We start from the raw sequence: 25,108 nt of genomic DNA, 5'->3' as shown, positions 1-25,108 counted from the left end.
CCGCTCACTGTTCGCCGAAGTCCCCGACCAACGGAGTGCGTCATGACCGGGCAGGAATCCCAGGCCGTCGAGATCGACACGAGCAAGCCGCATCCGGCACGGATGTACGACTGGTTCCTGGGCGGCAAGGACAACTACCCGGTCGACGAACAGATGGCCCGGCAACTGCTCGCCCTGGACGCCCGGGGCCGCGACATGGCCCGGGTCAACCGCGCCTTCATGCACCGGGCCACCCGCTGGCTCGCCGAGAACGGCGTGCGCCAGTTCCTCGACATCGGTTCGGGCATCCCCACCGAACCCAACCTCCACCAGGTCGCCCAGCGGACCGCCCCGGACGCCCGCGTCGTCTACTGCGACAACGACCCGATCGTGCTCGCCCACGCGGCGGCCCTGCTGCGGTCCTCACCCGAGGGTGCCACCGAGTACATCCAGGCCGACGCCCGCCGGCCGGACGCGATCCTGGAAGCGGCCGGCAAGGTCCTCGACTTCGACAGGCCGATCGCGCTCTCGCTCCTCGCGCTGCTGCACTTCGTGGACGACGAGGACGGCGCCGGGGAGCTCGTCGACCGGCTGGTGGAGCGGCTGCCCTCCGGCAGCTATCTGGTCCTCTCGCACACCACGGGGGACTTCGACCCGGAGGGCGCGGCGAAGGCCCGTGCCATGTACAAGGCGCGGGGGATGACCCTGCGCCCCCGCTCGCGCGCGGAGCTCACCGCCTTCTTCCACGGCCTCGAGATCGTCGCACCCGGCGTCTCGCTCTCCGCCGACTGGCGTCCCGAGCTCGGCGAGGCGATCGACGTCCCCGGCCACGAGCCGATCCCCGGGTACGCGGGCGTGGCGCGCAAGCGCTGACCGATCGCCGTCACTGCCGGCTGACGGATCGGGTGATGCCCGCCGCGATCGTCGTCGCGAGCAGCCACCCGGTCACGATCAGCAGGTACGAGAGCCACTGGTACCAGCCCAGCGGATTGAACGCCTTCTCCTGCCCGACGTGTGCGCCGTGCGGGAAGGCGTCCCACACGCGGCGTTCGGCGGCGGTCAACGAGGTGATCTCCATCGCCGGACTCTGGACCGGGGCTGCCCGGGTGTCAACCCCGTTCCGCGAGGGCCCTGTTCGGGCCGGCTGCCCGCCGCGCGGCAGGGCCCGCCGCCGCGTCGGGACCGCCGGGCCCGGCCCACCGGGCCGCGGGTCACAATGGACGCATGTCACGACGCACCTCACGCCCCCGCCGGCCGGCCGCCCCGCAGGCGCGCACCCCGCGGATCACCCCGGAAGCACCGTGCCCCTGCGGCCTGCCGGCCGTCTACGGCGAGTGCTGCGGCCGGCTGCACGCGGGCAGGGCAGCCGCCCCGACGTGCGAGGTGCTGATGCGTTCGCGGTACGCCGCCTTCGTCGTCCGGGACGCCGGGTACCTGCTGCGCACCTGGCATCCGGAGACCCGCCCTCCGGCCGTCGACTTCGACCCGGCGACGCGCTGGACCGGGCTCGACATCCTGGAGACCACCGAGGGAAGCGCCTTCCACACCACCGGCACGGTCACCTTCCGGGCGCGGTACACCGACGGCGGCGGCCCCGGATCGCTCCACGAGAAGAGCCGGTTCGTCCGGCACGAGGGGGCGTGGGTGTACGAGGAGGCGGTCTTCGCCGAGTAAAGCGTCCCGGATCAGATCACGGTCACGGCCGGCCCGGGCGGGGCCAGCTGCTGCTCCAGATCCTCCGCGAGCAACCGTTTGGCGATCACGTCGACCGCCGCACGGAGCTGCCTGTCGTCGGGCCGGGCGCGTCCTCGGCCAGGCGTTCGTTGCGCCAGCGGCTCCAGGCCGCCAAGAGCGTCGCCGCCTCGCGGCTGCCGGGTAGTGGCCGGTCTTGCTCACCACGTTGCCGTTGAAGATCGAGGCGGCCAGCTGGCCCAGGACGAGGGGCAGCGTCCGCACGACGGAGAGCGCGGCCGGGTCCCCGTCGACGTGCCGCAGATGCGTCGGCAGAAAGATCATCGCCCCGAGCATGGCGAAGCCCACGACGAAGCTGAGGACCGAGCAGACCGCGAACACCGGGTTACGGAAGAGCCGCATCGGGGCACGGGCTCCTGGGCCCGTGTCTCCACGAGGCAGAAGAGCGCGAGGGCGACGAGCCGGGGCGGCGGCATTCTCGCTGGCAGTGGTCACGCTTGCACCCTCACGGTGAGGAGTCGGACGTGTCAGGCCAGGAGCGTCCTCAGGGAGGCGCTCATCCGGGTGACGAAGGCGTCCCGCACCTCTTCGGGGACGCGGTCGAGCGACAGATACGGATTCAGGTCCTCCAGCTCGACGAGGAGCAGGTCGCCCTCCGGCGTCCGGCAGGCGTCCACGCGCTGGATGCCGTGCGTCAGGGAGTTCCACTCCACGAAGCGGCGGGCGAAGTCCAGGTCCTCTGGGCTCGCCGCATAGGGTTCGAGCACCCAGCGCCTGTCCGGACGCGGTGCGTGCAGGGCGTACCGGAAGTCGTCGTCGACGAAGTAGAAGGACACCTCGTAGCGGAAGTCGATCCTGGGCTGGACGAGCAGGGTGCCGTCGGCGTCCTCGGCCAGCTCCGGTTCCTCGGTGAACCGCAGTCCCACCGAGTCCGCGCCGAGCTTGGGCTTCACCACGTACCCGTCCGACCGGGGGAGCAGTCCGAGGTCCGCCGCGCGGTCCACGGTCGGGATCACCGGGAATCCGGACCGGCTCAGATCGACCAGGTACTGCTTGCCCGCCATGTCTCCGCGCCCGTCGAGCGAGTTGTATACCCGGGTCCCCGACTCCCGTGCCCGGGTCCGGAACGCGTCGTACGCCTCCTGGTGGTGCAGGACCGGACCGCTGTTGCGTACGACGACCGCGTCGAACCCGTCCAGCAGGGCCGCCGCGTCCCGGGGGTGACAGAGCGCGACATCGAAGGTCTCGCGCAGCCGGGACGTCAGGAAGATGTCCTCGTCGCAGTAGCGCCGGCCGCGTGCCTCGTAGGCGAGATCGGTGACGAACAGGACGGAGGGACGGGGCGCGGGGGCCGCGGCGATCAAGGATTCTCCCGGGGGGTTCGATATCGGGCTGTCGGTCAACAGTCTTGCCGGTGTTGCCCGTCCACTGCCACGCAGCACCCTGATCTCTGCCCCACAGGAGCGCCCCGCTGATCCACCACGAGGCGGCGGGGAGCCACCTCGTCTCCCGGGACGAGGACGTCGAGCGCGTCCTCGAGTACCGGGCCCAGGAGTTCACCACCGAGAACCACGACTGGCGGCTGGAGCCCGTCCACGGCCGGACGATCCTCCAGCTCAGCGGCAGGGAGCACGCCGCGCGGAGGGCCGTGGTCGCCCCGGCCTTCCGCGGCGCGGACCTCCGGGAGAAGTTCCTCCCCGTCGTCGAGCGCAATGCCCGTCGGTTCATCGACGCCTTCCGGCACACCGGGGAGGCCGACCTCGTCGAGGCTTTCGCGACGCGCTTCGCCGAGGGCTTCGGCCCGGTCGAGACGGGCGTCTGCACTCGGGGGCCGGCGTCCCTCCCCGTCCGGTTCACTCCGGCCGGCGTCTGAGCGGGAGCCGGTACGGGGCTCCGGCGCCGGGTCACCGCCGTCAGCGGATGTGCCGCCCCGAGATGGCCCGGGAGATGACCAGGCGCTGGATCTCGCTGGTCCCCTCGAAGATCGTGTAGATCTTGGCGTCGCGGTACATCCGCTCCACCGGGTGCTCCCTGCTGTAGCCGGCGCCACCGAGGATCTGGACCGCCTTCTCCGTTGCGGACACCGCGAGTTCACCCGCCCGCAGTTTGGACATGGAGCCCTGGCCGGCGTCGAAGGTCCGGTCGTTGCGGGCCATCCACGCGGCCTGCCAGATCAGCAGGCGTACGGCCTCGATCTCGGTACGGATGTCCGCGAGGGCGAACGCGATCGACTGGTTCTCGATGATGGGGCGGCCGAACGCCTCGCGCTGTCCGGCGTACTCCAGCGCGTACTCGTACGCCGCCCGCGCGATGCCCAGCGCCTGCGCACCCACGGTGGGGCGGCTGACCTCGAAGGTCGCCATGGCCGCCTGCCCCTTGGCGGTGCCGCCTTCGCGGGCGCGGGCCAGCCGGGCGTCCAGCTTCTCCTTGCCGCCGAGCAGGCAGTGCCCGGGGACCCGTACGTCGTCGAGGAAGACGTCGGCGGTGTGCGAGGCGCGGAGGCCGAGCTTCTTGATGGTGCGGCTCGCCGCCAGGCCCTTCGTGCCCGGCGGCACGATGAACGCGGCCTGTCCGCGGGCGCCGAGCGAGGCGTCGACCGACGCGACCACGACGTGGATCTCGGCGATCCCACCGTTGGTGATCCACGCCTTCTGGCCGGAGAGCACCCACTCGTCCCTGGCCTCGTCGTAGCGCGCCCGGGTGGCCATCGCGGAGACGTCGGAACCCGCCTGGGGCTCTGAGACGCAGAAGGCGGCCACCTTGGGGTCGTCCTCGTCGCCGTAGCACTGCGGGACCCACTCGGCGAGCTGGTCGGGTGTGCCGGAGGCGAAGATCCCGGCGACCGCGAGCGAGGTGCCGAACAGTGCCATGCCGATCCCGGCGTCGCCCCAGAAGAGCTCCTCGTTGGCGATCTGGAGGGAGAGCCCGCTGGGGTCCCCGTACATGTCGGCGAGGGACTCGAATCCGTACAGCCCGATCTTCGCGGCTTCCTGGATGACCGGCCACGGGGTTTCTTCCCGGGCGTCCCACTCGCCTGCCGCCGGGCGGAGCACACCCGCGGCGAAACCGTGCACCCAGTCGCGGAGGTCCTGCTGTTCCTCGGTCAGGGCGAGGGAGAAGTAGCTCATGGGCCTCAGGCCTTCGGGATGTCGAAGTAGCGGGTGAGGCCCGAGGCCAGGCCGACGTCACCGGCGATCTTCAGCTTGCGCATCATGAACATCGTCACGGGATTGCCGTTGCCGGAGACCAGCTTGAGGAATTCCGCGTCGCCCATGACCAGCGTCGTGCGGGGCTCGGCGTCGGAGCGGCCCGGACTCACCGTGCAGGCGCCGTCGGCTATGGAGGTCTCGTAGACCTCCTCGGTCTCGCCGGTGATCTTCCAGCGGACGAGCGCCTTCAACTGTCCGGCCGCTTCCGGGCGGAACTGCTGCCGCATCCGGCCGAAGACCTCGCTCAGGATCCGTGCGCGCAGGTCGCCGTGCATCACCTCGCCGAGCTGCCTGGCGGACAGACCCCTGACGATCCGTGCGAACTCCTCGGGGGAGACGGCGGCGAAGTCGAGCCCGGACAGTTCGTCGGTGAGGTTGCCGCTGCTGTTGTCGGCCACGCCAGATCCTTACTCCAGAGTAAACTTACTTCTGAGTAAGGTAAGGCGGCCGTCGCCGCTTAGCAAGCAGCGGTCACCAGGTTCCGTCCGGGCGCACCGCGAGGAGCGGGTCGTGGGCGGAGAGCACCTTGTTGGCCCGGGCCAGCTCGGACAGTGCCAGCTCGCGGTCGGCCTGGTCCTCGATGCCGAGCCTCGGCCCCCGGAACCTGCGCACCTCGCGGGCGGCGCAGTCGGCGTCGAGCTCCGCCCGCAGGATGTGCGGCGGGGTGCAGGAGCCGATCAGCGCCGCGACCCGGTCGGGGATCGGCACGGGGACGAGGAGGTGCGAGGCGGTCATGTGGGGGTTCCCTCTCGGATGGTCGGCCAGGAGGTGGCGCTCCGCGGCGGCCGGGTGGGCCACCGCTCCTCCTCATGTAACGGGACGCGGTTCCTGGTTTCTCGTTGAGAACGTCTCCGTGTCGCAACCGTTTGGGACTGACCGTCTATTTCGCGTTACTTGGCAGTAAGTTGACTCCGCACCACGTATGTGATGCGTATTCAGTTCAGGGACTGGCCGCTGCGGGACCGTAACCGCATGGCGCGCAGAACGGCCTCGGTGGAGAAGCGGCTCTCGGGGTCGGTGAGCTGGTCACCGAAGATGGCCTCGAGGCTCCGCATCCGGTAGCGGACCGTCTGCGGGTGGACATCCAGCAACTCGCCCATCTGCGCCGCCGTTCCGCGGGTGTCGAGCCAGATCCGCAGTGTCTCGATGAGTCGCTCGCGCCGGGTGGTGCTGATGCCGGACACGGGGGCGAGCTCGCGCTCGGCGAGCTGGTCGAGGAGGACGGGGTCGGAGAGGAGCCAGAGCGTGATGAGGTGGTCCTCGCAGAGGATGACCGGTGCCTCGTCGATGACCCCCGCGTCGACCAGATCGAGCACCCGGCGCGCCCAGCGGATCGAGTCGGCGGCGAGCGCGGTCGGCACGGTCAGCCCGATCGCCGCGCCACCACCGGGGATCGTCCGGTCGAGCATCTCCCTGCGCGCGTCGGTCATCGGGCCCGGGACCAGCAGATGCGGCTGCGGATCGGCGGGGTCGATCAGGACGTCGTGGTCCGCGCTGATCCGGTCCACGCCGGACGGGGCGCGTACGGCGACGAGCGTGACCTGCTCGGGCAGCGTCCAACCGGTCTGCTCGCACAACTCGGCGATGGCGCTGCGGGGCACCGGTCTGCCGGTGAGGATCAGGTGCAGCAGTCGCCGGCGCACCGCTTCGCTCTGCTGGTCGGACTGGGCCTGTACCTCCAGATAGCCCTCGCGGGACAGCGCTTCGAGCTCGTCCACGTAGGCGAACAGGGCGTCGGCGAAGCTGAGCATCAGCGCGGGCGAGAAGTTGTAGCTGCGGCCCACCTTCTTCGCCCGCCGCAGAGCGACCCGCGCACCCAATCGGTAGGCGCCCTGCAAGGCGTCCATGGTGCGGCCCTCGTACGCCTCGAAGCGGCCGAATCTCCGGCACATGGCGTCACGCAGGACCGTGGAGGAGGAGGGTTCGGCGACCAGGTCGACGAAAGAAGAAAGGCTCTGTTCGACGCCCATGCGGATGGAAGTTCCGTTGGGGCCGTTCAGCAGGCGCGCGTATTCCGGATAGGCCCGGGTCACTTCCATGCCTATCTCTTTGATCAGGCTCGGGAGTTCGGGTCGCATGATCGCGGCGAACTCCTGGGGGAGGGGCCCCAGCGGGTCTCCGGTGTCCAGCGGCTGGATGAGTCTCGGCATGACCGTCCCCTCGTCTATCCCGGGCCCGGCGTTGAGGAGCAGGTGGGGGAGAGCGCTCCCACGGACCGACAGGTGTATACCAACATCGGCGCCGAAGATAGACCAAGTCGGGCGGGGTGCACACTGTCTGGACAAGATCGAAGTGCAAGGGGCACACAACTTCGCTCAGTTGTGGTGCTCCCGTGCAGGTGGGGCGGTAAATGCTCACTTCCGGACAATGTTTTCGGCCGTGGGGTGCATCGTGGCAGCCGAGGCGGGGGCCCGGCCGCCCGGTCGGCGGCCTTCACGGGGTGGCCGCCGGACCCTCGGTCGGTCCCTTCCGGTCTTCTGTCGGCGCCGGAGCGGCAGTCGCATCTGCGCCGGGATTCCGGCGCCGTCCGGTATTCCCGAGAGATATTGCGCACCAAGTGACAAGTGCGTGGGCCGAATTAGTGACCTGCTGACGAGGAAAAAAACTTGCCGGACCAATCTTGACCCGCAGGATTGTGCTCCAAGTTTCCCGCAAGTAACGTCACGCCCTGTCACAGAACGTGTGTGGCTGAAAGCGCAGCACGGACCCCCACGCAACACGATTCATCGCGGCACTCCCTGCACCTTTGCAGGAATTCGGGTGCTGTCCCCGCAACAGTGCGCCCGCACTGCCGAATCGGAGGAATCACTGTGCGCAACACCCTCAGGAAGATCGCACTCACGGCCGGTGCCGCCGCCGCTGCCGTCACCCTCGGAGCCACCACCGCCACCGCCGGCGTCGCCGCGCCGACGTGGACCGTCACCCCGGCGCCCTCGCCGGTGGCGGTCACGGCCACCAACTCCGGTACCGTCTCGCTCAGCCTCAACGGCATCCCGATGACGTGTACCACATCGGCGGCCAGCGCCGTGCTGGCGACCGCCTCCGGCACCTCGAACGTGACGGTGGGCACCATCGCTCCATTGACCTGGAGCGGGTGCACCAGTCCGTTCGGCCCGGTGTCACCGATCGCCACCACCTCTCCGGTGTGGCAGCTGAAGGCGAACAGCTACAGCGGCGGGACCACCACCGGCTACATCTCCGGAGTCCAGGCCTCGGTGACGGTCCTCACCTGCACCTTCACGGTGACGGGCAACGTCACGGCGTCCTACAACAACACCAGCGGTCAGCTCGCCATCGGCAGCAGCGCCACCTACCAGTTGACGGTCGCCACGGTCACCCCGGGCTGCACCGGCATCGCGGCGGTGGGACAGCACCCGATCTACACCGCCAAGTACAACGCGGTCAAGACCGGTACGACCACCAAGCCGGGCATCGTCTACACCCCCTGATCCGGCACCGGTCATGAGGGATCGCACGGCGGGCCTCCCCCGTTGTGCGATCCCTGCGCCTGTCCCGCGCGTTGTCGAATCGGAGAAGTCAACTGTGCGCTGGCACTTCAGGAAGCTCGCACCGGCGGTCGGTGCCGCCCTCTCGTCGGTCGCCGTCGCGGCACCCGCTGCGCCGGCAGGAGTGGCGGCACCCCTGTGGACGGTCGGCCCCAGCTCGCGGGGGGAGCTGGATGTCGCCGACGACACCACCTACAAGCTGACTGTCGACACCACCACGCCCGGTTGCTCGGGCCTCGCGGCTCCGGGTGACAACTGGAAGTACAGCACGAGCTACACGCTTGTCACCCCAGCCGGGGGCACGGGCGTTCCGACCATCGTGTACTCACCTTGACCCGGCCGCGCGCCGGGACAGGGTGAGCAGGCGCACGAGGCACGTCCGGCCGTCCGAGAAGGGGCACAGCCAGTGAAGGGAAGTCGTATGGGGGGAACGCGCAGGCGCACCGCGCGCGGTGCGGCAGTGGCGACTGCCGTGCTGATCGGAGGGATGATCCCCGGTGCCCAAGCCGCCTCCGGTGTGCAGGAGATCGACGCGGAGCTGGCCTACACGTGTGCCTTCCCGGAGGGCGACCAGCCGGTGACGGTTCGGTTGGCCGCGGAAGTACCCGAGTCGACTCACGCCGGACAGGTGATCCAGCCGGAGGAGATGGTGTTGGACCTGACCCTGCCCGAGGCTGCGTCGGCCGCCCTCGCCCAGTCAGGGGCCACGGCCGTGAGCGCGGAGGCGCAGCTCTCCGTCGACGTCGTCCAGGAGGGCCGGCAGGCACGGGCGGAGTGGGTCGGGACGACCCCCGAGGCCGCGCCGGTTCCCGGGGCGGGAGAGCTGACGCTGAGCACGGCAGGCAGCGTGCCCTACGTCCGCCCGGAAGCGCCGGGCGACCTGGAGTTCAAGGCCTCCGCCCTGTCGGTGGACCTGGCCGTGAAGAACGCTGACGGCGCTCCGGCGGAGCCGCCGACCCTCTCCGTGCAGTGCGTGGTGGACGAGGATCAGGAGACCGCCCTGGCGACGGTCGGCGTAGGTGGTGAAGGCGAGACGCCCACACCGGCACCGTCCGCGTCCGACGAGTGGCCCGACGACGAGGAGCAGGAACAGCCTGCCGCGCCCGAGGTCGGGAAGCGGGCGAAGGAAGCCGCGCCCGTGGCCGCGCCACCGTGCGTGGGGGACCCGCTGAACGCAGAGGGCCGCGACATGCTCGCCTACGTGGCCGGCTACGCGAACGTCACCAAACTCGACGGCGCCACCAAGTTCCCTCCGGCCTGCGCGCGCATCCACACGTACGACGGCGAGAACTGGTTCGAGTTCCCTTACGTGCACGCGGTCCTGAACGCGGCGATCGTGCTCGACTACAAGGGCAAGCCCCAGCTGCCACCCACCACGGGGACGTTCCTGACGTTCGGTTTCATGCCGACGACGGCCACCCTCGAGATGACCCAGATTCCTCCGAAGCCCGACTCCCCGGCGGACCGCAACGTGGTCTCCCACGGCATCACGGATCTGCTCAACGGGGGCTTCACCAAGACCACCACGAGCATCGACATGGACTTCGTCCTCCGGCTGCACGACGTCAAGGTCAACGGCGTCGCCCTGGACGTGGGGAAGAACTGCCGGACGGAGCGCCCGTTCCGGCTCTCACTCGCCGGCCTGGGGACCTGGGACCCGGAGAAGGGAAACGAGGGCTACACGGTGGTCACCGGAGGGGAACTGACCGGGTCGGTCACCATTCCGCCCTTCGAGGGATGCGGAGTCGACGAGGACCTGGACAGCCTCTTCACCGCCTCCCTGTCCGGATCCCCCGGATTCGTCAAGCAGGTACAGGGGGCCCCGTGCGTCCCTTCGACCGGTAACGCCTGTACGCCTGAGTTCGAGCCCCAGGAAATCCCCAAGGCGAGGCGCTGACCCGCACGCGCACTCGCTCATCGTGCCGAACGGCGACCGCCGACCCGCAGTCGCACCCGACCATCCTGCCGAGCAGAGAACCTCGCCGCTTCAGCTATCGAATCGAGGGAACAATGAGACCTGCCCCGAAGACCTGGATCAAGGCCGCCGGTGCCGTCGCCGCCTCCGCCGCACTGGTCATGCCCCTGACCGCGTCCCCGGCCGGGGCCGCCACGGCAGCCGCCCAGCTGGGTGGTGCGTGGGCCCCGTTCGACCGGTGTCCCGTGGACGCCCCCGCCATGCTCGCGACGGACGGCGACACCGAGGTCCCGCTGTGCGTGACGTCCACCTCGCCCAACGGGACGATCAAACTCGGCAACGTCACGGCGACGACCGGCTCGACGAACCTGCAGTTCGGTGTCATCCAGCACCCGGCCGAGGGGACGTACACGGTCGTCCCGCCGCCGGCCGGATCCATCGTCAGCGGGAAGACCACCATCCCGGGCGGTCTCCTCGGCATCATGTGCCCCAGCAACATCCCCGTGATCTCCGCCGTCTGCGGACAGATCACCAACGCCACCCTGAACAAGGTGACCGCCACGGTCGAGTCGGCCGGGACGCCGACCGACTTCAGCCTGGTCGCCGGGATCTCCTCCGGGCCGATCGTCAAGCTGCCCGTCAAGATCCGCCTGGAGAACCCCCTGCTCGGGTCCAACTGCTACATAGGGAGCAGCGGCAACCCGGTGCTCCTGCGCCCCGGCAACCTCAGTGCCCCGGCCCTGGCCGCCTCCAGGTTCAACGGTGACGGGACGGCCAACCCGGACGAGGGCTCGCTCATCAACCTCGCCCTGACGGGCGCCGCCCAGGGCGACAGCCAGTTCTCGGCGCCGAAGGCCAACGGCTGCGGTCTCGCCGGCATCCTCAGCTGGGCCATCGACCTCAAGGTGGGCCTGCCCGCCGGAGCCGGGTCGAACAACCTGGTCCTCAACGACGCCAAGACCTCGACGATCGGCCTCACCGCACCGGGGCTGTCCGTCCCCGACGCGGGCAAGGAGCTCTCCCGGAACTGGCACTCCGCCGTGAAGTAGCCCCGGGCCCGACGTGTCGCGCACCTTTGTCACTCGGTGCGTGCCGTCGTGCCTCGCCCGCCCGAGCCCGCCCCGACCTCATGCACCCTGGTCGGGGCGGGCTTCTGCTACTCCCGAGCGGCATTCCCGAGCCGGCCGCCGCCACGCGAAGGCCCTCACATTCCGATAGGTTTCGCGCGCTGACTACTCATCGGGGCACAAGAAAACAGCGCCGCGCAATTGCCCCTGAGAAAGTTCGTGAAGTCCTATTGCGGACTCAGGTTACCGGCCCGTAGCGTCCCGCTTGAGCCGCTCGGAAACGCGTCCGTGCCTGCTCGTTCGACGCACGTGGAGTCCTGGTCGCGCCCCCCTGACCCGGGATTCCTCCGGGAGTTCCTCCGGCCCCGAACTCCACCCGGGGCGGAGGTCTCCCACTCCCGGGTCCCGCGACCCCGGCCCCCCCTGGGCCGCGGGACCCGGGAGAGCTTGCGCAGATTTCGACAAAGCCGCCGAGCGGGTTTGTCAATCGGTGACAAGTGATCCACGCAGAGATCGACATCCGGCGATATCCGCTGTTCAACAGCTTGTCCTGGCGGATTCCGCAGACATAGCGTGCGCCTCCTGGTGCATGTGTGACACGCCGTCGTTGCACGTACCGGAGCCGGAGCGCAGACAGATGACGTCATTCACGACCACTTCGAGGGAGGGTCGATGGGAATCGAAGTAGTCGTCGAAGGCCTGACGAAATCCTTCGGCAGGCAGAACATATGGCAGGACGTCAGTCTCACGCTGCCGGCCGGTGAGGTGAGCGTCATGCTCGGCCCTTCCGGTACCGGAAAGACTGTGTTCCTGAAATCCATCATCGGACTGCTCAAGCCGGAAAAGGGCCGCGTCCTCATCAACGGTGTCGACATGGTGAACAGCCCCGAGCGGGAAATCATGGAGACCCGGAAGCTGTTCGGTCTCATGTTCCAGGACGGCGCCCTCTTCGGCTCGATGTCCCTCTTCGACAACATCGCCTTCCCCTTGCGTGAACACACCCGCAAGAGCGAGTCGGAGATCCGGCGGATCGTCATGGAGCGCATCGACATCGTCGGCCTGCTCGGCGCCGAGGGAAAGCTTCCGGGTGAGATATCCGGCGGGATGCGCAAGCGGGCCGGCCTCGCCCGCGCCCTCGTCCTGGACCCGCAGATCATCCTCTGCGACGAGCCGGACTCCGGGCTCGACCCCGTGCGCACCGCCTACCTCTCGCAGCTGCTCATCGACCTCAACGCGCAGATCGACGCGACGATGCTCATCGTCACCCACAATCTCGACATCGCGGCCACCGTCCCGGACAACATGGGAATGCTGTTCTGCCGCAACCTCGTCACCTTCGGGCCGCGCGAGGTGCTGCTCACCAGCGACATGCCCGTCGTCTCGCAGTTCCTCGCCGGACGCCGTGAGGGCCCCATCGGCATGTCGGAGGAGAAGGACGCGGCCACCCTCGCCGCCGAGCAGACGAACGGCCACGGACACGCCGCAGGCCCCCGTACCGTCGTCCCCCAGCTGGAGCCCTCGCCCGGGATGCCCGTACGGCAGGCGGCCCTGCGCCGCCGGGAGCGGGTCGTCTCCATGATGGGCCAGCTGCCGGAGGCCGCCCGTACGGCCATCATGAACAGCTACACGCCGACCTTGGACGGTGGGCGCCGATGACGGCACCGCTGCCCGTACGCCCCCCGGCGGAGCCCGCCCCCGAGAAGGCCCCTCAGGAGACGCCGGGGCGGAGGCAGCCCTCGCGGGTCCTCGCCCCGCTGCGTCAGACCGGCCAGCTCTTCGCCCTCGCCCTCGCGGTCTCCCGGGCCATCTTCCGCCGGCCTTTCCAGGCAAGGGAGTTCGTCGAACAGTTCTGGTTCGTCGCCAGCGTCACCATCCTGCCCGCCGCCCTCGTCTCCATCCCCTTCGGCGCGGTCATCGCCCTCCAGGTGGGCTCCCTCACCGAACAGCTCGGCGCCCAGTCCTTCACCGGCGGCGCCAGCGTCCTCGCCGTCATCCAGCAGGCCAGCCCGCTCATCGTGGCCCTGCTGATCGCCGGGGCCGCCGGATCCGCCATCTGCGCCGACCTGGGGTCCCGCAAGATCCGCGAGGAACTCGACGCCATGGAGGTCATGGGCGTCTCGCCCATCCAGCGCCTCGTCGTGCCGCGCGTGCTGGCCACCATGTTCGTCGCCGTGCTGCTCAACGGCCTGGTCTCCGTCGTCGGCACGCTCGGCGGCTACTTCTTCAACGTGATCATGCAGGGTGGTACACCCGGTGCCTACCTCGCGAGCTTCTCCGCCCTCGCGCAGCTGCCCGACCTCTACGTCGGTGAACTCAAGGCGCTGATCTTCGGATTCATCGCCGGCATCGTCGCGGCCTACCGCGGACTCAACCCGCGCGGCGGCCCGAAGGGAGTCGGCGACGCGGTCAACCAGTCCGTCGTCATCACCTTCATGCTCCTGTTCGCCGTGAACATGGTCCTCACGGCGATCTACCTCCAGATCGTCCCCCCGAAGGGGGGCTGAGCGATGTCGATGCTCGGCTGGCTGGACCGCTCCGGCGAACAGCTCACTTTCTACGTACGCGCCCTGATCTGGATCCCCAGGACCCTGCGCCGCTACCTCAAGGAGGTCCAGCGGCTCCTGGCCGAGGTCGCCTTCGGCAGCGGCGGCCTCGGCGTCATCGGGGGAACCATCGGCGTGATGATCGCGATGACCCTCGCCACCGGCTCGGTCGTCGGCCTCCAGGGGTACGCCGCCCTCGACCAGATCGGCACCTCCGCCTTCACCGGCTTCATCTCCGCCTACTTCAACACCCGGGAGATCGCCCCGCTCGTCGCCGGGCTCGCCCTCTCCGCGACCGTCGGGGCCGGCTTCACCGCCCAGCTCGGCGCCATGCGGATCAACGAGGAGGTCGACGCCCTCGAAGCGATGGGCGTGCGCTCCATGCCCTACCTCGTCACCACGCGGATCATCGCCGGCGTCGTCGCCATCATCCCGCTGTACGCGATCGGGCTGCTCTCCTCCTATCTCGCCTCCCGCTACATCACCGTCCTGTTCAACGGACAGTCCGCGGGTACCTACGACCACTACTTCAATCTCTTCCTCTCCCCGGACGACGTGCTGCTGTCGGTGCTCAAGGTGCTGATCTTCAGCGTGCTGGTGATCCTCGCCCACTGCTACTACGGCTTCCACGCCACCGGCGGCCCCGCCGGTGTCGGCGTCGCCGTGGGCCGGTCGGTGCGCAACGCCATCGTGCTCATCAGCGTCACCGACTTCTTCCTCTCGCTCGCCATCTGGGGCGCGACGACAACGGTGAAGGTGGCCGGCTGATGTCCTCCTCCACGGCGCAGACGGTGCGCCGCAGACTCGCGGGTGTGGCCTTCGTGCTCGTGCCCGCCGTGCTCGTATGGGTGTCGGTCTCGGTGTACGAGAAGGATTTCACCGACGACGCCACCGTGACCGTACGCACCGGAAGCGTCGGCAACGAGATGCACGACAACGCCGAGGTGAAGCTGCGCGGCGTCGTCATCGGCGAGGTCCGCCACATCGCTGTCGAGGGCGATGGGGCCCGTCTCACCCTCGCCATCGATCCGGACCGGCTGGAGCGGATCCCGGCCGACGTCACCGCGCAGATGCTGCCCACCACCCTCTTCGGGGAGCGGTTCGTCGCCCTCGTGCCTCCGGCCGTCCCCTCCGCCGAGACCCTGCGGGCCGGGGCGGTGATCCCGCAGGACCGCTCCAGCAACGCGATCGAGCTGGAGGAGGTCCTGGACAACGTCCTGCCGATGCTGACCGCCGTCAAGCCGGAGAAGCTCGCCGCGACCCTGGGGGCCGTCTCCCAGGCGCTCGAAGGACGCGGCGACAAGCTCGGCGACACGCTGGTCACCCTCGACGCGCACCTGAAGGAGTTCAACCCCCAACTCCCCACGCTCAACGCGGACATCAAGGAACTCGTCAAGGTGAGCCATCTCTACGCCGATGCCGCGCCCGATGTCCTGGACGCGCTCACCGACTTCACCACCACCAGCGGAACGATCGCCGAACAGCAGGCGGAACTCGCGGATCTGTACGGATCCACCACCGCCTCCGCGAACGACGTCACCGCCTTTCTGCGGAAGAACAAGGACAACCTCATCCGCCTCTCCGCCTCCGGCCGTCCGACCCTGGAGCTCCTGGCGGAGTACTCCGACGCCTTCCCCTGCACCCTGCGCACCATGGCCGGGTTCGTCCCCGCCATGGACAAGGCGCTCGGCAAGGGCACCGACAGGCCGGGGCTCCACGTCACCGTCAAGGTGGTGGAGTCCAAGGGCAAGTACGTCGCCGGCGAGGACACCCCGGTCTACGGCGCCACCGGCGGCCCGCACTGCTACTCGGTGCCGTACACGGGCAGGACGGTGCCGACCGCGGACGCGCGCAGGCCCGCCGACCCTGCCCAGGACGTCGGTGACGTGGAAGCGGCCGACGACGTCCCGGCCGCCGACACCGCGCTCGGCATGCCGAACTCCCCCGAGGAGAGCCGGCTCGTCAACGAACTCGTCGCCCCCTCGCTCAAGATCCAGCCACAGTCCCTGCCCGACTGGAGCAGCGTGCTCATCGGTCCGGCCTTCCGCGGTGCGGAGGTGAAGCTCAAGTGAAGCGCCGCTCCCTCGCGGGACCGCTCGTGAAGTCCCTGGTCTTCGTCGTGGTGACCGCGCTGGCCACCACCGTCCTGGCCCTCTCCATCGCCGACACCGGCGTCGGCGACACCACCGCGTACAAGGCGAGGTTCACCGACGCCACCGGGCTGGTCGTCGGTGACAGTGTCAGGATCGCCGGCGTCAAGGTCGGCCAGGTGGAGTCCATCAGGGTCGCCGACCGACGGCAGGCGGAAGTCGGCTTCGCCGTACGCAAGGGCCGCGAGCTGCCCGCCTCGGTCACCGCGTCGATCAAGTACCTCAACATGGTCGGCCAGCGCTACATCGACCTCGACCAGGGGGCCGGCCCCGTGGGGGCGACCTTCAGGTCCGGGGGGACGATCCCGCTCTCGCGCACCACGCCGGCACTCGACCTCACCCAGCTCTTCAACGGCTTCCAGCCGCTCTTCGAAGGGCTCTCCCCGCCTGACGTCAACCAGCTCGCCGGCTCCATCGTGCAGGTCCTCCAGGGCGAGGGCGGCACCGTCGACAGCATCCTCTCCCACGTCGGATCGCTGACCGGCACCGTCGCGGCCAAGGACAAGGTGATCGGAGAGGTGATCAAGAACCTCAACACGGTCCTCACGACCGTCAACGACCGCGAGGCGGGCTTCGACGACCTGGTCGTCACCCTCGAGAAGCTCGTCAAGGGCTTCTCCGGAGACCGCAAACCGCTCGGCGACGCGGTCACGGCGATGGGGGCGCTCACCACCGTGACCGCCGACCTCCTCCAGGACGGCCGGGCACCCCTGAAGAAGGACATCGCCGAGCTCGGCAGACTCAGCGGGCAGCTCGACAAGAACGCGCCGACGATCGAGAGCTTCCTGAAGAGGACACCCGCCAAGATGGAGGCGATCACCCGCCTCACGTCGTACGGGTCGTGGCTCAACCTCTACCTCTGCGAGGCGAAGGTGGCCGGTGTGACCACCGAGGACGGCAGCGCGCCGCCCACCGGCATCACGATCGGCGGATCGAGGTGCACCGGATGAGGATCAAGCCCGTACGGGAACGCAACCCCGTCCTCATCGGCGTCGTCGGACTCGTCGTCCTGGCCCTCCTCGGCCTCGCCGCCTACCGCGCCGACGCCCTGCCGTTCGTCGGCGGGGGAACCCTCTACAGCGCCGACTTCACCGAGTCCGCCGGGCTGGACGCCGGCGACGAGGTGCGGATCGCCGGAGTGAAGGTCGGCGAGGTCACCGGTGTCTCGCTCGACGGCGCCGTGGTGAAGGTCGACTTCAAGGTGAAGGACGCCTGGATCGGCGACTCCTCCACCGTCGGCATCGCCATCAAGACCCTCCTGGGCGACAAGTACCTCGCCGTCGACCCGCTCGGCGACGCCCCGCAGGACCCGTCCTCCCGCATCACGAAGAGCCGCACCACCTCCCCGTACGACGTCACCCAGGCGTTCAACGGACTCGGCGAGACCATCGAGGAGATCGACACCGCCCAGCTCGCCCAGAGCTTCGAGACCATCTCGGACACCTTCAAGGACTCGCCCCCCGACGTACGCAGCGCGGCGGAAGGGCTCTCCGCCCTCTCGAAGACCGTCTCCGAGCGAGACGCCCAGCTCGCCACCCTCCTCAAGGGCAGCAAGCAGCTCACCAGGACGCTCGCCACGAAGAAGAGCAGCTTCGAGACGCTCCTGGAGGACGGCAATCTGCTGCTCGGCGAGATCCAGGCCCGGCGCGACTCCATCCACCTGCTGCTCACCGGTACGCGGGACCTCGGTACCCAGCTCACCGGTCTCGTCACCGACAACAACAAGCAGCTGAAGCCCACTCTCGACGCGCTGGGGCGGGTCACCACCGTCCTGGTGAAGAACCGCAAGAGCCTCGACAAGGTGCTCTCGATGGCGGGCACCTACAACCGGCTCGTCGGCAACACCCTCGGCAACGGGCGCTGGTTCGACAACTACGTCTGCGGGGTCGTCCCCAAGGACTACCTGCCGAAGGACACACCCCCGACCAACGACTGCATGCCGCCGAAGCAGGGGGGCCGCTGACATGAGACGCACCCGCATCATCGGGATCGGGGCCGGGCTCGCCGTCGTGGCCGTGGCCGTCGGCTCGGGCGTGGCGGCCATGGACCAGGAAGGCACGACCACCGTGACCGCCTACTTCGACCGGGCCACCGGCGTGTACCCCGGGTCGGACCTGCGGATCCTCGGGGTGAAGGTCGGCACCGTCGAATCGGTGAAGCCGCGCGGCAAGGAGGTCCGGGTCACCCTGCGCCTCGACAAGGGCGTCGAGGTCCCCGCGGACGCCCACGCGCTCGTCGTCGCCCCCAGCCTCGTGGCCGACCGCTACGTCCAGCTCGCCCCGGCCTACACCGGGGGAGCGCGGCTGGAGGAGGGCGCCGTCCTTCCCGCGGCGAACAACGCCACCCCCGTCGAGGTGGACCAGCTCTACGAGTCGATCACGGAACTCTCCACCGCACTCGGCCCGGACGGAGCCAACGCCGACGGCGCTCTCTCCGGACTCCTGGAGACCGGATCCAAGAACCTCAAGGGCAACGGCGAAGCCATCGGGGACTCCATCGAGCAGTTCGGCAAGGCGACGAAGACGCTCGACAGGAGCAGCGGCAACCTCTTCGACACGCTGTCCTACCTGCAGACCTTCACCACCATGCTGAAGGAGAACGACACCGAGGTGCGAACCGCCGAGCAGCAGCTCAACTCCGTCACCGGCTTCCTCGCCGACGACAAGGAGAACCTCAGCGCGGCGCTCAAGGAACTGGGCACCGCACTCGGCCAGGTCAAGACCTTCATCCAGAAGAACCGCGGGGCCCTCAAGAAGAACGTGGACCTCCTGGTGCCGCTCACCCAGACCCTGGTGGACCAGCGTGCCTCGCTCGCCGAGTCGCTCGACACCCTGCCGCTCGCGGCCGGCAACGTGCTCAACGCCTACGACCCGGCGAACCGCACCCTGAACGGACGCACGAACCTCAACGAACTGTCCATGGGCGGTCCGCTCGTCGAGTCGGAGGCGGGGACCGCGGGCCTCGAGGGCCTGGCCCCGGTGGACGCCGGCCGGCTGAAGACCCTGCCCGTCCTGCCTCTGCCGGCCGTCGGCACCGTCTACGGCACCCCGGACGACCCGCGGAAGAAGACCGGTACGGGCGAGAAGAAGGAGGCGGACCGATGAGCCCCGCCCTGCGCAGACCCGGCACCCGGGTGGTCGCGGGCCTGGGCGCCCTGGTCGCCGCCGGCGTCTGCTTCGCCCTCGTCGCCACGACCACCGGCCTGCCGTCGTTCCCCGGCATCGACCAGATGCCGCTGCCGGGCGGAGCCGACCTCGGCGACCACCCGTACGAGATCACCGCCGAGTTCGGAGACGTCCTCAGCCTCTCGCCGCAGTCGTCCGTCAAGGTCAACGACGTCGCCGTGGGCCGGGTCACCAAGATCTCCCTCACCCCGGACAGCTGGACCGCCAAGGTCACCATGCGGGTCAACGGGAAGATCAGGATGCCGGCCAACGCCTACGCCCACCTCGAACAGTCCAGCCTCCTCGGCGAGAAGTACGTCCAGCTCTCCCCGCCCGCCGACGGTACGGCCCAGGGCGCGCTCTCCGACGGAGACCGGATCCCGCTCGTCCGCACCAACCGCAACCCCGAGGTCGAAGAGGTCTTCGGCGCCCTGTCCATGCTCCTCAACGGCGGCGGCGTCGCCCAGCTCAAGACCATCACCACGGAGCTCAACAAGGCACTGTCCGGACAGGAACCGCAGATCCGCTCGATGCTGGGCCGCGTCGACACGCTGGTCACCGACCTGGACACCCACAAGGAGGACATCACCGACGCCCTCGACGGCGTCAACCGGCTCGCCGCCACCCTCGCCACCCGGAAGCAGGACGTGGGAACCGTACTCACCGGACTCAGCCCGGGCCTGAAGGTACTGGAGAAGCAGCGCGGTTCACTCCTCACCATGCTGCGCTCGCTCGACACGCTCTCCACCGTCGCCGTCGACACGGTCAACAGGAGCAAGGCCGACATGGTCGCCGACCTCAAGGCCCTCGCCCCCACCCTCACCGCCCTCGCCGACTCGGGCAACGACCTCCCCGACTCCCTGCAGGTGCTGCTCACCTACCCGTTCACGGACGAGGTGCTGCGCGGAGTGAAGGGCGACTACCTCAACGTCTACCTGGACGTCACCGCCATGCCCGGCACGCAGATCATTCCCGCGCTCACCCCGGAAGTCCCGGCGGAGACCGGCGCCCGGACGTCCGGCCCGGCCCTGCCCCTGCCCCTTCCCTCGGTCACGACGTCCGGCACGGAGGGCACCCGCTGATGATCACCCTCGCCACGCGGCTCAAGAACATCGCCTTCCTGGTCATCGCGGTGCTCGTCCTCGGCTACCTGGGCGTCCGGTACGCCGACCTCGGCCACTACGTCGGGCTGCGCGGCTACTACACCGTCACGGTCCAACTTCCGCAGACCGGAGGCTTGTTCACCCACTCCAACGTCACCTACCGGGGTGTCTCCGTCGGCCGGGTCGGTCCGATCGACCTCACCGACGACGGCGTCGAGGCCGAACTGCGCATCGAGAACGACGCGCCCCCCATCCCCGACAGCCTGCACGCCGTCGTCGCCGGTCTCTCGGCGGTCGGCGAGCAGTACGTCGACCTGCGGCCGTCCCGCGAGGACGGGCCGTTCCTGGAGAACGGCTCGGTCATCGACCAGGCCGACACCACCATTCCCGCACCCGTCACCGACGTCCTCACCAGCGTCAACGACCTCACCGCCTCCGTCGACACCGAGGCCCTGCGCACCGTCGTGGACGAGTTCGGCGCGGCGTTCGAGGGGCGCGGCGACGACCTCCAGGTCCTGCTCGACACCGGGAGCGAGTTCGTCGACGCCGCCGACGAGGCCCTGCCGACGACCACCAGGCTGATGACGGACGGCGAGACGGTGCTGCGCACCCAGGCCGAACAGGGCGAGGCACTCAAGGGGTTCGCCTCCGGAGCCGAGGAACTCGCGGCGGAACTCAAGGGATCTGACACCGACCTGCGCCGGCTGATCGCGGCGGCGCCCGGTGCCACCGCCCAGATCAGCGGGCTCCTGCGTGACCTCGAACCCGGATTCGGAGTCGTCGTCGCCAACCTCCTCACCACCTCCGAGGTCGCCGTCACCCGGCAACGCGGTCTGGAGGAGCTCCTGGTGAAGGTGCCCGCGGTCGCGGCGGCCGGAGCGAGCATCATCGACGAGGACGGGGCCGCCCGCTTCGGGATGTCCGTCACCTTCTTCGAGCCGCTGCCCTGTACCGCCGGTTACGGCTCCACGACCTACCGCCCCGGCAAGGACCTCTCGACCGCGCCCGCGGTCAACACCGAGGCGCGCTGCGCCTCCTCGCCCGGCAGCGGCATCAACGTCCGCGGCAGCGCCAACGCCCCGGGAGGCGGAGGCGTCCCCGAACCGGCTGAACCCGGCTCGCTGCTCGGTGGAACGGGCGGAGCCGGCCTGCCCGGCGTCCTCGGAACCGGCGGCGACACCGGACGCGCTGCCGACGGCATGGCCGGCCTGCTGGGCCTCGGAGGTGGCGCGTGAACGCCCGCACCAGGAGGCTGGGCGGCTGGGCCGTCCTGCTCGCGGCCGCACTGGTCTGCGCACTCGGCGGCTGGTCCTACCTACAGGCGCGGGGCGACGACACCCTGGCGTACGCCACGGCCCGGGACGCCGCGATGGCCGACGGCAGGAGCGGTCTCGCGCGGCTGAACAGCATGGACGGCAGGAGCGCCACCACCGTGAGGTCCGGGCTCGACACCTGGCTCGCCGCCTCCACGGGTCCCCTGCACGACCGGTTGGAGAGCTCCCGGAAGAAGGACGCCGCCGAGCTCACCGAGTCCGGGGCCACCGCCCGCGGCAAGGTCACCGACGCGGCGCTCACCGCACTCGACGAACGCGCCGGCACGGCCGCGCTGATCGCCACCGTCGACGTCGAGGTCACCCCCCGCACCGGCACGGGCGGAACGGAACGCAAACGCTTCGAGGCGGCCCTCGCCCGCACCGGGGACGGCTGGAAGATCAAGGCACTGGACGCGATACCGGTCGGGAGCGGCGGATGAAGCGGACCGGAGGGACCACGATCGAGGGCGCCACCGGGGATCCTGACACGGACGTACGGGACGAAGGGACCGGCGCCGGCCAGGAGGGGACAGCGCCCCGGCACGTGGCCTGGCGTCGCGGTCTCGCATCGGTCCTGGTCGCCGCCCTGCTCGCCGCCGGCGTCGGTCTCCACGTCGCGGCGCGGCAGGTGCGGGACACCCCCGCCACCTCCAACCGTGCGCTGACCGACACGGCGGAGACCACCCGGGTCGCGGGTGACGTGAGCAGCGCCCTGGGCAAGGTCTTCTCGTACAGCCCGCAGTCCACCGCCGTCACCAAGGAGGCGGCGAAGCGGCTCCTCGCGGGCAAGGCGCTCCAGCAGTACGCGGCGCTGTTCGGCCAGGTCGAGAAGCAGGCGGCCGACCAGAAGCTCACGCTCACCTCGCAGGCCGTACGTGCCGGAGTCACCCGGCTCGGTGCCCGCAGCGCCCACCTCCTCGTCTTTCTCGACCAGGTGTACGAGCGCGAAGGGAAGGCCGCCACCACGGCGGGGGCGCAGCTCTCGGTGACGGCGGAACTGCGTGGCGGCCGCTGGATCATCGTCGACATCACCTCCAGATAGGGGAGAGCACCCATGGCACGGGCAGGGACGACGAGGAATCCGCTGGTGGTGGCGGCGATCGTGCTGACGGTCGCGGCGGCCGGCGCGGCGGGATGGGGCGGGTGGTCGCGTTACGACGCGGCGCACGACCGATCGGCCGCCTACGCCGAGGCCCGCGACGACGCGCTGGCGGCAGGCGAACAGGCCGTGCAGAACATGAACACGCTCGACCACGCCCAGGTGGAGAAGGGGCTCGACAGCTGGGAGGACTCCTCCACCGGCGATCTCCACAAGCAACTCGTCGACGGGCGGGACGCGTTCGTCAAGCAGATCGAGGCGGCCAGGACCGTCAGCACCGCCAGGATCCTGTCCGGCGCGGTGACCGAGCTCGACGACAGGGCCGGCAAGGCCGGGGTGATGGTGGCGCTGCGGGTCACCGTGACCGCCCCCGAGGGCGAGCCCGCAGTCAAGGAGAGCCGGATGCTCGGGCAGCTCACCCGCACGTCCGAGGGGTGGAAGCTCAGCGCCCTCGGGCAGGCGCCCGTCGGCAACACCGCCGGCTGAACCCGCCCGACCGCCCCGCTCCGAGAGGACCACTGACATGTCGACGACCCGACACCTCGTCAACCGCCGCCGCCGTCTCGCCCCCGTCGCGTCGGCCACCACCCGGCGGGCGGGCGCCGCCCCGGAGAAGGGGCGGCAGCCCACCGACGCCCCGGCGCCCGAGCAGGGAACCGCCGACGAACCCGCCCCCGGCTCCGACACCGCGTCCGCCGCCGGCTCCGACGCCGAGCCCCACGCAGGTGCCCTCGGCGAGTCCGCCGCGGTGGAGGGGCAGACCGGGGACGAGCCGCCCCGCAGGAGACTTCCCCGCCTCCGTATCCGGCTCCCCGCCGCACTCTGCGCGGCCACCGTCCTCCTCGGCGCCTTCGCCGCCTGGGCGTTCGCCTCCGCCGGTGCGCTCCGCGACGACCCCACCCGGCAGAACACCGCCCTCACCGACATCAGCCGGACCAGTCAGGTCAAGGGACAGATCACCGAGGCCGTGGGCGCCGTCTTCTCGTACACGTACGCCTCGCCGGGGAAGTCCGACCTGGCCGCGCGGAAGTACCTGACCGGCAAGGCGGTCCAGCAGCACAAGGACATGCTCGCCGAGGTACGCGCGCAGGCCCCGAAGCAGAAGCTGGTGCTCACCACGACCGTCACCGAGAGCGGTGTCGAACGGCTCGACGGTGACCGGGCCCGCCTGCTGGTCTTCGCCGACCAGAGCAACACCCGTACCGGCAAGGAGGAGGAGACGACGTACGCCGCGGCCATGTTCGCCGTGGACGCCGTCCGCCAAGGTGACACCTGGCGGATCGCTGCCATCGACACGTTCGCGCGATGACCCAGGAGAGGGAGGACACATGAGGTTCGAGGGAACCATGCGCCGCGGGCTCACCGGCACGGCGACCGCGGTCGCCGCCATGGCGGCGCTCACGGCGTCCCAGGCCCCCGGACTCGCGGGTGGCGCCACCGCGGGCGATCTGAAGAACGTGGCATCGGACGACGTCGTCTGGACCGAGGTGCCGAACGACGACAGCTACCACACCGAACTGCCACCCCTGCGATCACCGGAGCCGCCGAAGGACGCAGCGAAGAAGAAGCAGAAGCCCGCCGAGACCGTCACGCAGTCCTGGGCCGAAGCCGGCATCCCCGCGACCGTCCTGGCGGCCTACCGGAACGCGCAGAGCGTGCTCGGCCGCCGCGACCCCGGCTGCCGCCTCCCCTGGCAGTTACTCGCGGCCATCGGCAAGGTGGAGTCCGGCCACGCGGGCGGGGGCCGGGTGAACGCCGCCGGCACCACACTCACGCCGATCCTGGGACCCGTACTCAACGGGGCGGGCTTCGCCCACATCCCGGACACCGACGGCGGGGCCTACGACGGCGACGCCACGTACGACAGGGCCGTCGGGCCGATGCAGTTCATCCCGTCCACCTGGGCGCACTGGGGCAAGGACGGCAACGGCGACGGACGCAAGGATCCGAACAACGTCGTGGACGCCGCGCTCGCCGCGGGTCACTACCTCTGCGCGGGGAACCGGAACCTCTCCGTACGGGGGGATCTGGACAGGGCGGTCCTCAGCTACAACCACTCGGAAACCTATCTGCGGACGGTCCTGTCCTGGCTGGACTTCTACCGCAAGGGTGTCCACTCCGTCGCCGACGGCAAGGGCGTGATCCCGAAGAGCCCCGGAGCGGGCGGCCCCCACGCGCCGAAGGCCCCGGTCGGAGGTCCCGGCAGCCCGAGCGACCCCGGTCACGGCGGCGGCATCATCGTCGGCCCGCAGCCCAGCGCCACTCCGACGCCGTCCACCTCGCCGACGCCCACACCCACGGCGACGGACTCCGGCAGCCCCGGCCCCACCCCGGAACTGGGCGCGTTCGGTCGGCATCGTGAACGTCG

General features: G+C 70.0%; 26 protein-coding genes and 2 pseudogenes. 21 read left to right on the top strand and 7 right to left on the bottom strand.

What is annotated here, in order from left to right; all coding sequences use genetic code 11:
• The first annotated feature begins 42 nt into the window (after window positions 1-42).
• Entirely contained in the window at window positions 43-852 is an 810-nt protein-coding gene (locus B9S57_RS13810) for an SAM-dependent methyltransferase (RefSeq protein ID WP_103515866.1), read from the top strand.
• Between the two features lie 10 nt (window positions 853-862).
• Here the strand turns inward: B9S57_RS13810 and B9S57_RS13805 are convergent, their stop codons facing one another.
• The gene (locus B9S57_RS13805; RefSeq protein WP_103515865.1) at window positions 863-1,057 is read right to left on the bottom strand and encodes a hypothetical protein; all 195 of its coding nucleotides are present in this window, start codon (window positions 1,055-1,057) and stop codon (window positions 863-865) included.
• Window positions 1,058-1,203: 146 nt separating this feature from the next.
• On the opposite strand from B9S57_RS13805, the gene B9S57_RS13800 reads away from it, so the two are divergent.
• A complete protein-coding gene (locus tag B9S57_RS13800) occupies window positions 1,204-1,653 on the top strand; it encodes a YchJ family protein (protein WP_103515864.1) in 450 nt (149 codons plus the stop codon).
• 201 nt (window positions 1,654-1,854) lie between these two features.
• On the opposite strand, the pseudogene B9S57_RS13795 reads toward B9S57_RS13800, so the two are convergent.
• Both B9S57_RS13795 and B9S57_RS13790 read right to left on the bottom strand, forming a co-directional pair.
• A pseudogene (locus tag B9S57_RS13795) lies at window positions 1,855-2,132 on the bottom strand (MFS transporter); the annotation flags it as partial.
• A gap of 66 nt (window positions 2,133-2,198) precedes the next feature.
• Window positions 2,199-3,035 carry a hypothetical protein gene (locus B9S57_RS13790; RefSeq protein ID WP_103515863.1) on the bottom strand — a complete coding sequence of 279 codons (837 nt, stop codon included), beginning with the start codon at window positions 3,033-3,035 and terminating at the stop codon, window positions 2,199-2,201.
• Between the two features lie 86 nt (window positions 3,036-3,121).
• Between B9S57_RS13790 and B9S57_RS13785 the strand changes: the two are divergent.
• Window positions 3,122-3,457, top strand: a pseudogene (locus B9S57_RS13785) (cytochrome P450); the annotation flags it as partial.
• Window positions 3,458-3,584: 127 nt separating this feature from the next.
• On the opposite strand, the gene B9S57_RS13780 reads toward B9S57_RS13785, so the two are convergent.
• The 4 genes from B9S57_RS13780 to B9S57_RS13765 form a co-directional block, all read right to left on the bottom strand.
• The gene (locus tag B9S57_RS13780) at window positions 3,585-4,799 is read right to left on the bottom strand and encodes an acyl-CoA dehydrogenase family protein (protein ID WP_103515862.1); all 1,215 of its coding nucleotides are present in this window, start codon (window positions 4,797-4,799) and stop codon (window positions 3,585-3,587) included.
• Between the two features lie 5 nt (window positions 4,800-4,804).
• Window positions 4,805-5,278: an SCP2 sterol-binding domain-containing protein gene (locus tag B9S57_RS13775; RefSeq protein WP_103515861.1), complete on the bottom strand. Its 474-nt coding sequence runs from the start codon at window positions 5,276-5,278 to the stop codon at window positions 4,805-4,807.
• A 73-nt stretch (window positions 5,279-5,351) separates the two neighbouring features.
• Window positions 5,352-5,615 (bottom strand): hypothetical protein, encoded by a 264-nt coding sequence (locus tag B9S57_RS13770; protein WP_103515884.1) that lies wholly within the window; start codon window positions 5,613-5,615, stop codon window positions 5,352-5,354.
• A gap of 200 nt (window positions 5,616-5,815) precedes the next feature.
• A complete protein-coding gene (locus tag B9S57_RS13765; RefSeq protein ID WP_103515860.1) occupies window positions 5,816-7,030 on the bottom strand; it encodes a helix-turn-helix domain-containing protein in 1,215 nt (404 codons plus the stop codon).
• Window positions 7,031-7,690: 660 nt separating this feature from the next.
• Here B9S57_RS13765 and B9S57_RS13760 point away from each other — a divergent pair.
• From B9S57_RS13760 to B9S57_RS13675, 18 genes are all read left to right on the top strand, one after another.
• The gene (locus B9S57_RS13760) at window positions 7,691-8,329 is read left to right on the top strand and encodes a hypothetical protein (RefSeq protein ID WP_103515859.1); all 639 of its coding nucleotides are present in this window, start codon (window positions 7,691-7,693) and stop codon (window positions 8,327-8,329) included.
• 94 nt (window positions 8,330-8,423) lie between these two features.
• On the top strand, window positions 8,424-8,720 hold the full coding sequence (locus tag B9S57_RS13755) for a hypothetical protein (protein ID WP_103515858.1): 297 nt from the start codon (window positions 8,424-8,426) through the stop codon (window positions 8,718-8,720).
• Window positions 8,721-8,807: 87 nt separating this feature from the next.
• A complete protein-coding gene (locus tag B9S57_RS13750) occupies window positions 8,808-10,283 on the top strand; it encodes a DUF6801 domain-containing protein (protein ID WP_258036382.1) in 1,476 nt (491 codons plus the stop codon).
• A gap of 113 nt (window positions 10,284-10,396) precedes the next feature.
• Window positions 10,397-11,350 carry a hypothetical protein gene (locus tag B9S57_RS13745; protein ID WP_103515856.1) on the top strand — a complete coding sequence of 318 codons (954 nt, stop codon included), beginning with the start codon at window positions 10,397-10,399 and terminating at the stop codon, window positions 11,348-11,350.
• Between the two features lie 690 nt (window positions 11,351-12,040).
• Window positions 12,041-13,024: an ABC transporter ATP-binding protein gene (locus B9S57_RS13740; RefSeq protein WP_103515855.1), complete on the top strand. Its 984-nt coding sequence runs from the start codon at window positions 12,041-12,043 to the stop codon at window positions 13,022-13,024.
• Window positions 13,021-13,872 carry an ABC transporter permease gene (locus B9S57_RS13735; RefSeq protein ID WP_103515854.1) on the top strand — a complete coding sequence of 284 codons (852 nt, stop codon included), beginning with the start codon at window positions 13,021-13,023 and terminating at the stop codon, window positions 13,870-13,872. The genes B9S57_RS13740 and B9S57_RS13735 overlap by 4 nt, the downstream gene beginning before the upstream one ends.
• 3 nt (window positions 13,873-13,875) lie before the next feature.
• Window positions 13,876-14,679, top strand: coding sequence for an ABC transporter permease (locus B9S57_RS13730; RefSeq protein WP_031094766.1), 804 nt, complete (start codon window positions 13,876-13,878; stop codon window positions 14,677-14,679).
• On the top strand, window positions 14,679-15,983 hold the full coding sequence (locus B9S57_RS13725) for an MCE family protein (RefSeq protein WP_103515853.1): 1,305 nt from the start codon (window positions 14,679-14,681) through the stop codon (window positions 15,981-15,983). Before B9S57_RS13730 ends, B9S57_RS13725 begins: the two co-directional genes overlap by 1 nt.
• Window positions 15,980-17,011 (top strand): MCE family protein, encoded by a 1,032-nt coding sequence (locus tag B9S57_RS13720; protein WP_103515852.1) that lies wholly within the window; start codon window positions 15,980-15,982, stop codon window positions 17,009-17,011. Before B9S57_RS13725 ends, B9S57_RS13720 begins: the two co-directional genes overlap by 4 nt.
• On the top strand, window positions 17,008-18,024 hold the full coding sequence (locus B9S57_RS13715; RefSeq protein ID WP_103515851.1) for an MCE family protein: 1,017 nt from the start codon (window positions 17,008-17,010) through the stop codon (window positions 18,022-18,024). Before B9S57_RS13720 ends, B9S57_RS13715 begins: the two co-directional genes overlap by 4 nt.
• A 1-nt stretch (window position 18,025) precedes the next feature.
• Window positions 18,026-19,165, top strand: a complete 1,140-nt coding sequence (locus B9S57_RS13710) for an MCE family protein (protein ID WP_103515850.1) — start codon at window positions 18,026-18,028, stop codon at window positions 19,163-19,165.
• On the top strand, window positions 19,162-20,307 hold the full coding sequence (locus B9S57_RS13705; protein ID WP_103515849.1) for an MCE family protein: 1,146 nt from the start codon (window positions 19,162-19,164) through the stop codon (window positions 20,305-20,307). Before B9S57_RS13710 ends, B9S57_RS13705 begins: the two co-directional genes overlap by 4 nt.
• On the top strand, window positions 20,307-21,563 hold the full coding sequence (locus B9S57_RS13700; protein WP_103515848.1) for an MCE family protein: 1,257 nt from the start codon (window positions 20,307-20,309) through the stop codon (window positions 21,561-21,563). The genes B9S57_RS13705 and B9S57_RS13700 overlap by 1 nt, the downstream gene beginning before the upstream one ends.
• The gene (locus B9S57_RS13695; protein WP_103515847.1) at window positions 21,560-22,081 is read left to right on the top strand and encodes a hypothetical protein; all 522 of its coding nucleotides are present in this window, start codon (window positions 21,560-21,562) and stop codon (window positions 22,079-22,081) included. Before B9S57_RS13700 ends, B9S57_RS13695 begins: the two co-directional genes overlap by 4 nt.
• Complete coding sequence (locus B9S57_RS13690) at window positions 22,078-22,683, top strand: hypothetical protein (protein ID WP_103515846.1); 606 nt, start codon at window positions 22,078-22,080, stop codon at window positions 22,681-22,683. Before B9S57_RS13695 ends, B9S57_RS13690 begins: the two co-directional genes overlap by 4 nt.
• A 12-nt stretch (window positions 22,684-22,695) precedes the next feature.
• Window positions 22,696-23,226: a nuclear transport factor 2 family protein gene (locus B9S57_RS13685; protein WP_103515845.1), complete on the top strand. Its 531-nt coding sequence runs from the start codon at window positions 22,696-22,698 to the stop codon at window positions 23,224-23,226.
• A gap of 37 nt (window positions 23,227-23,263) precedes the next feature.
• A complete protein-coding gene (locus tag B9S57_RS13680; protein WP_103515844.1) occupies window positions 23,264-24,049 on the top strand; it encodes a hypothetical protein in 786 nt (261 codons plus the stop codon).
• A gap of 19 nt (window positions 24,050-24,068) precedes the next feature.
• On the top strand, window positions 24,069-25,108 hold a 1,040-nt coding region (locus tag B9S57_RS13675; RefSeq protein ID WP_103515843.1), incomplete at its 3' end, for a lytic transglycosylase domain-containing protein.

This window comes from Streptomyces sp. SM10, assembly GCF_002910915.1.
Taxonomy (GTDB): Bacteria; Actinomycetota; Actinomycetes; order Streptomycetales; family Streptomycetaceae; genus Streptomyces.
This window is presented reverse-complemented; position numbering and strand designations above follow the sequence as displayed.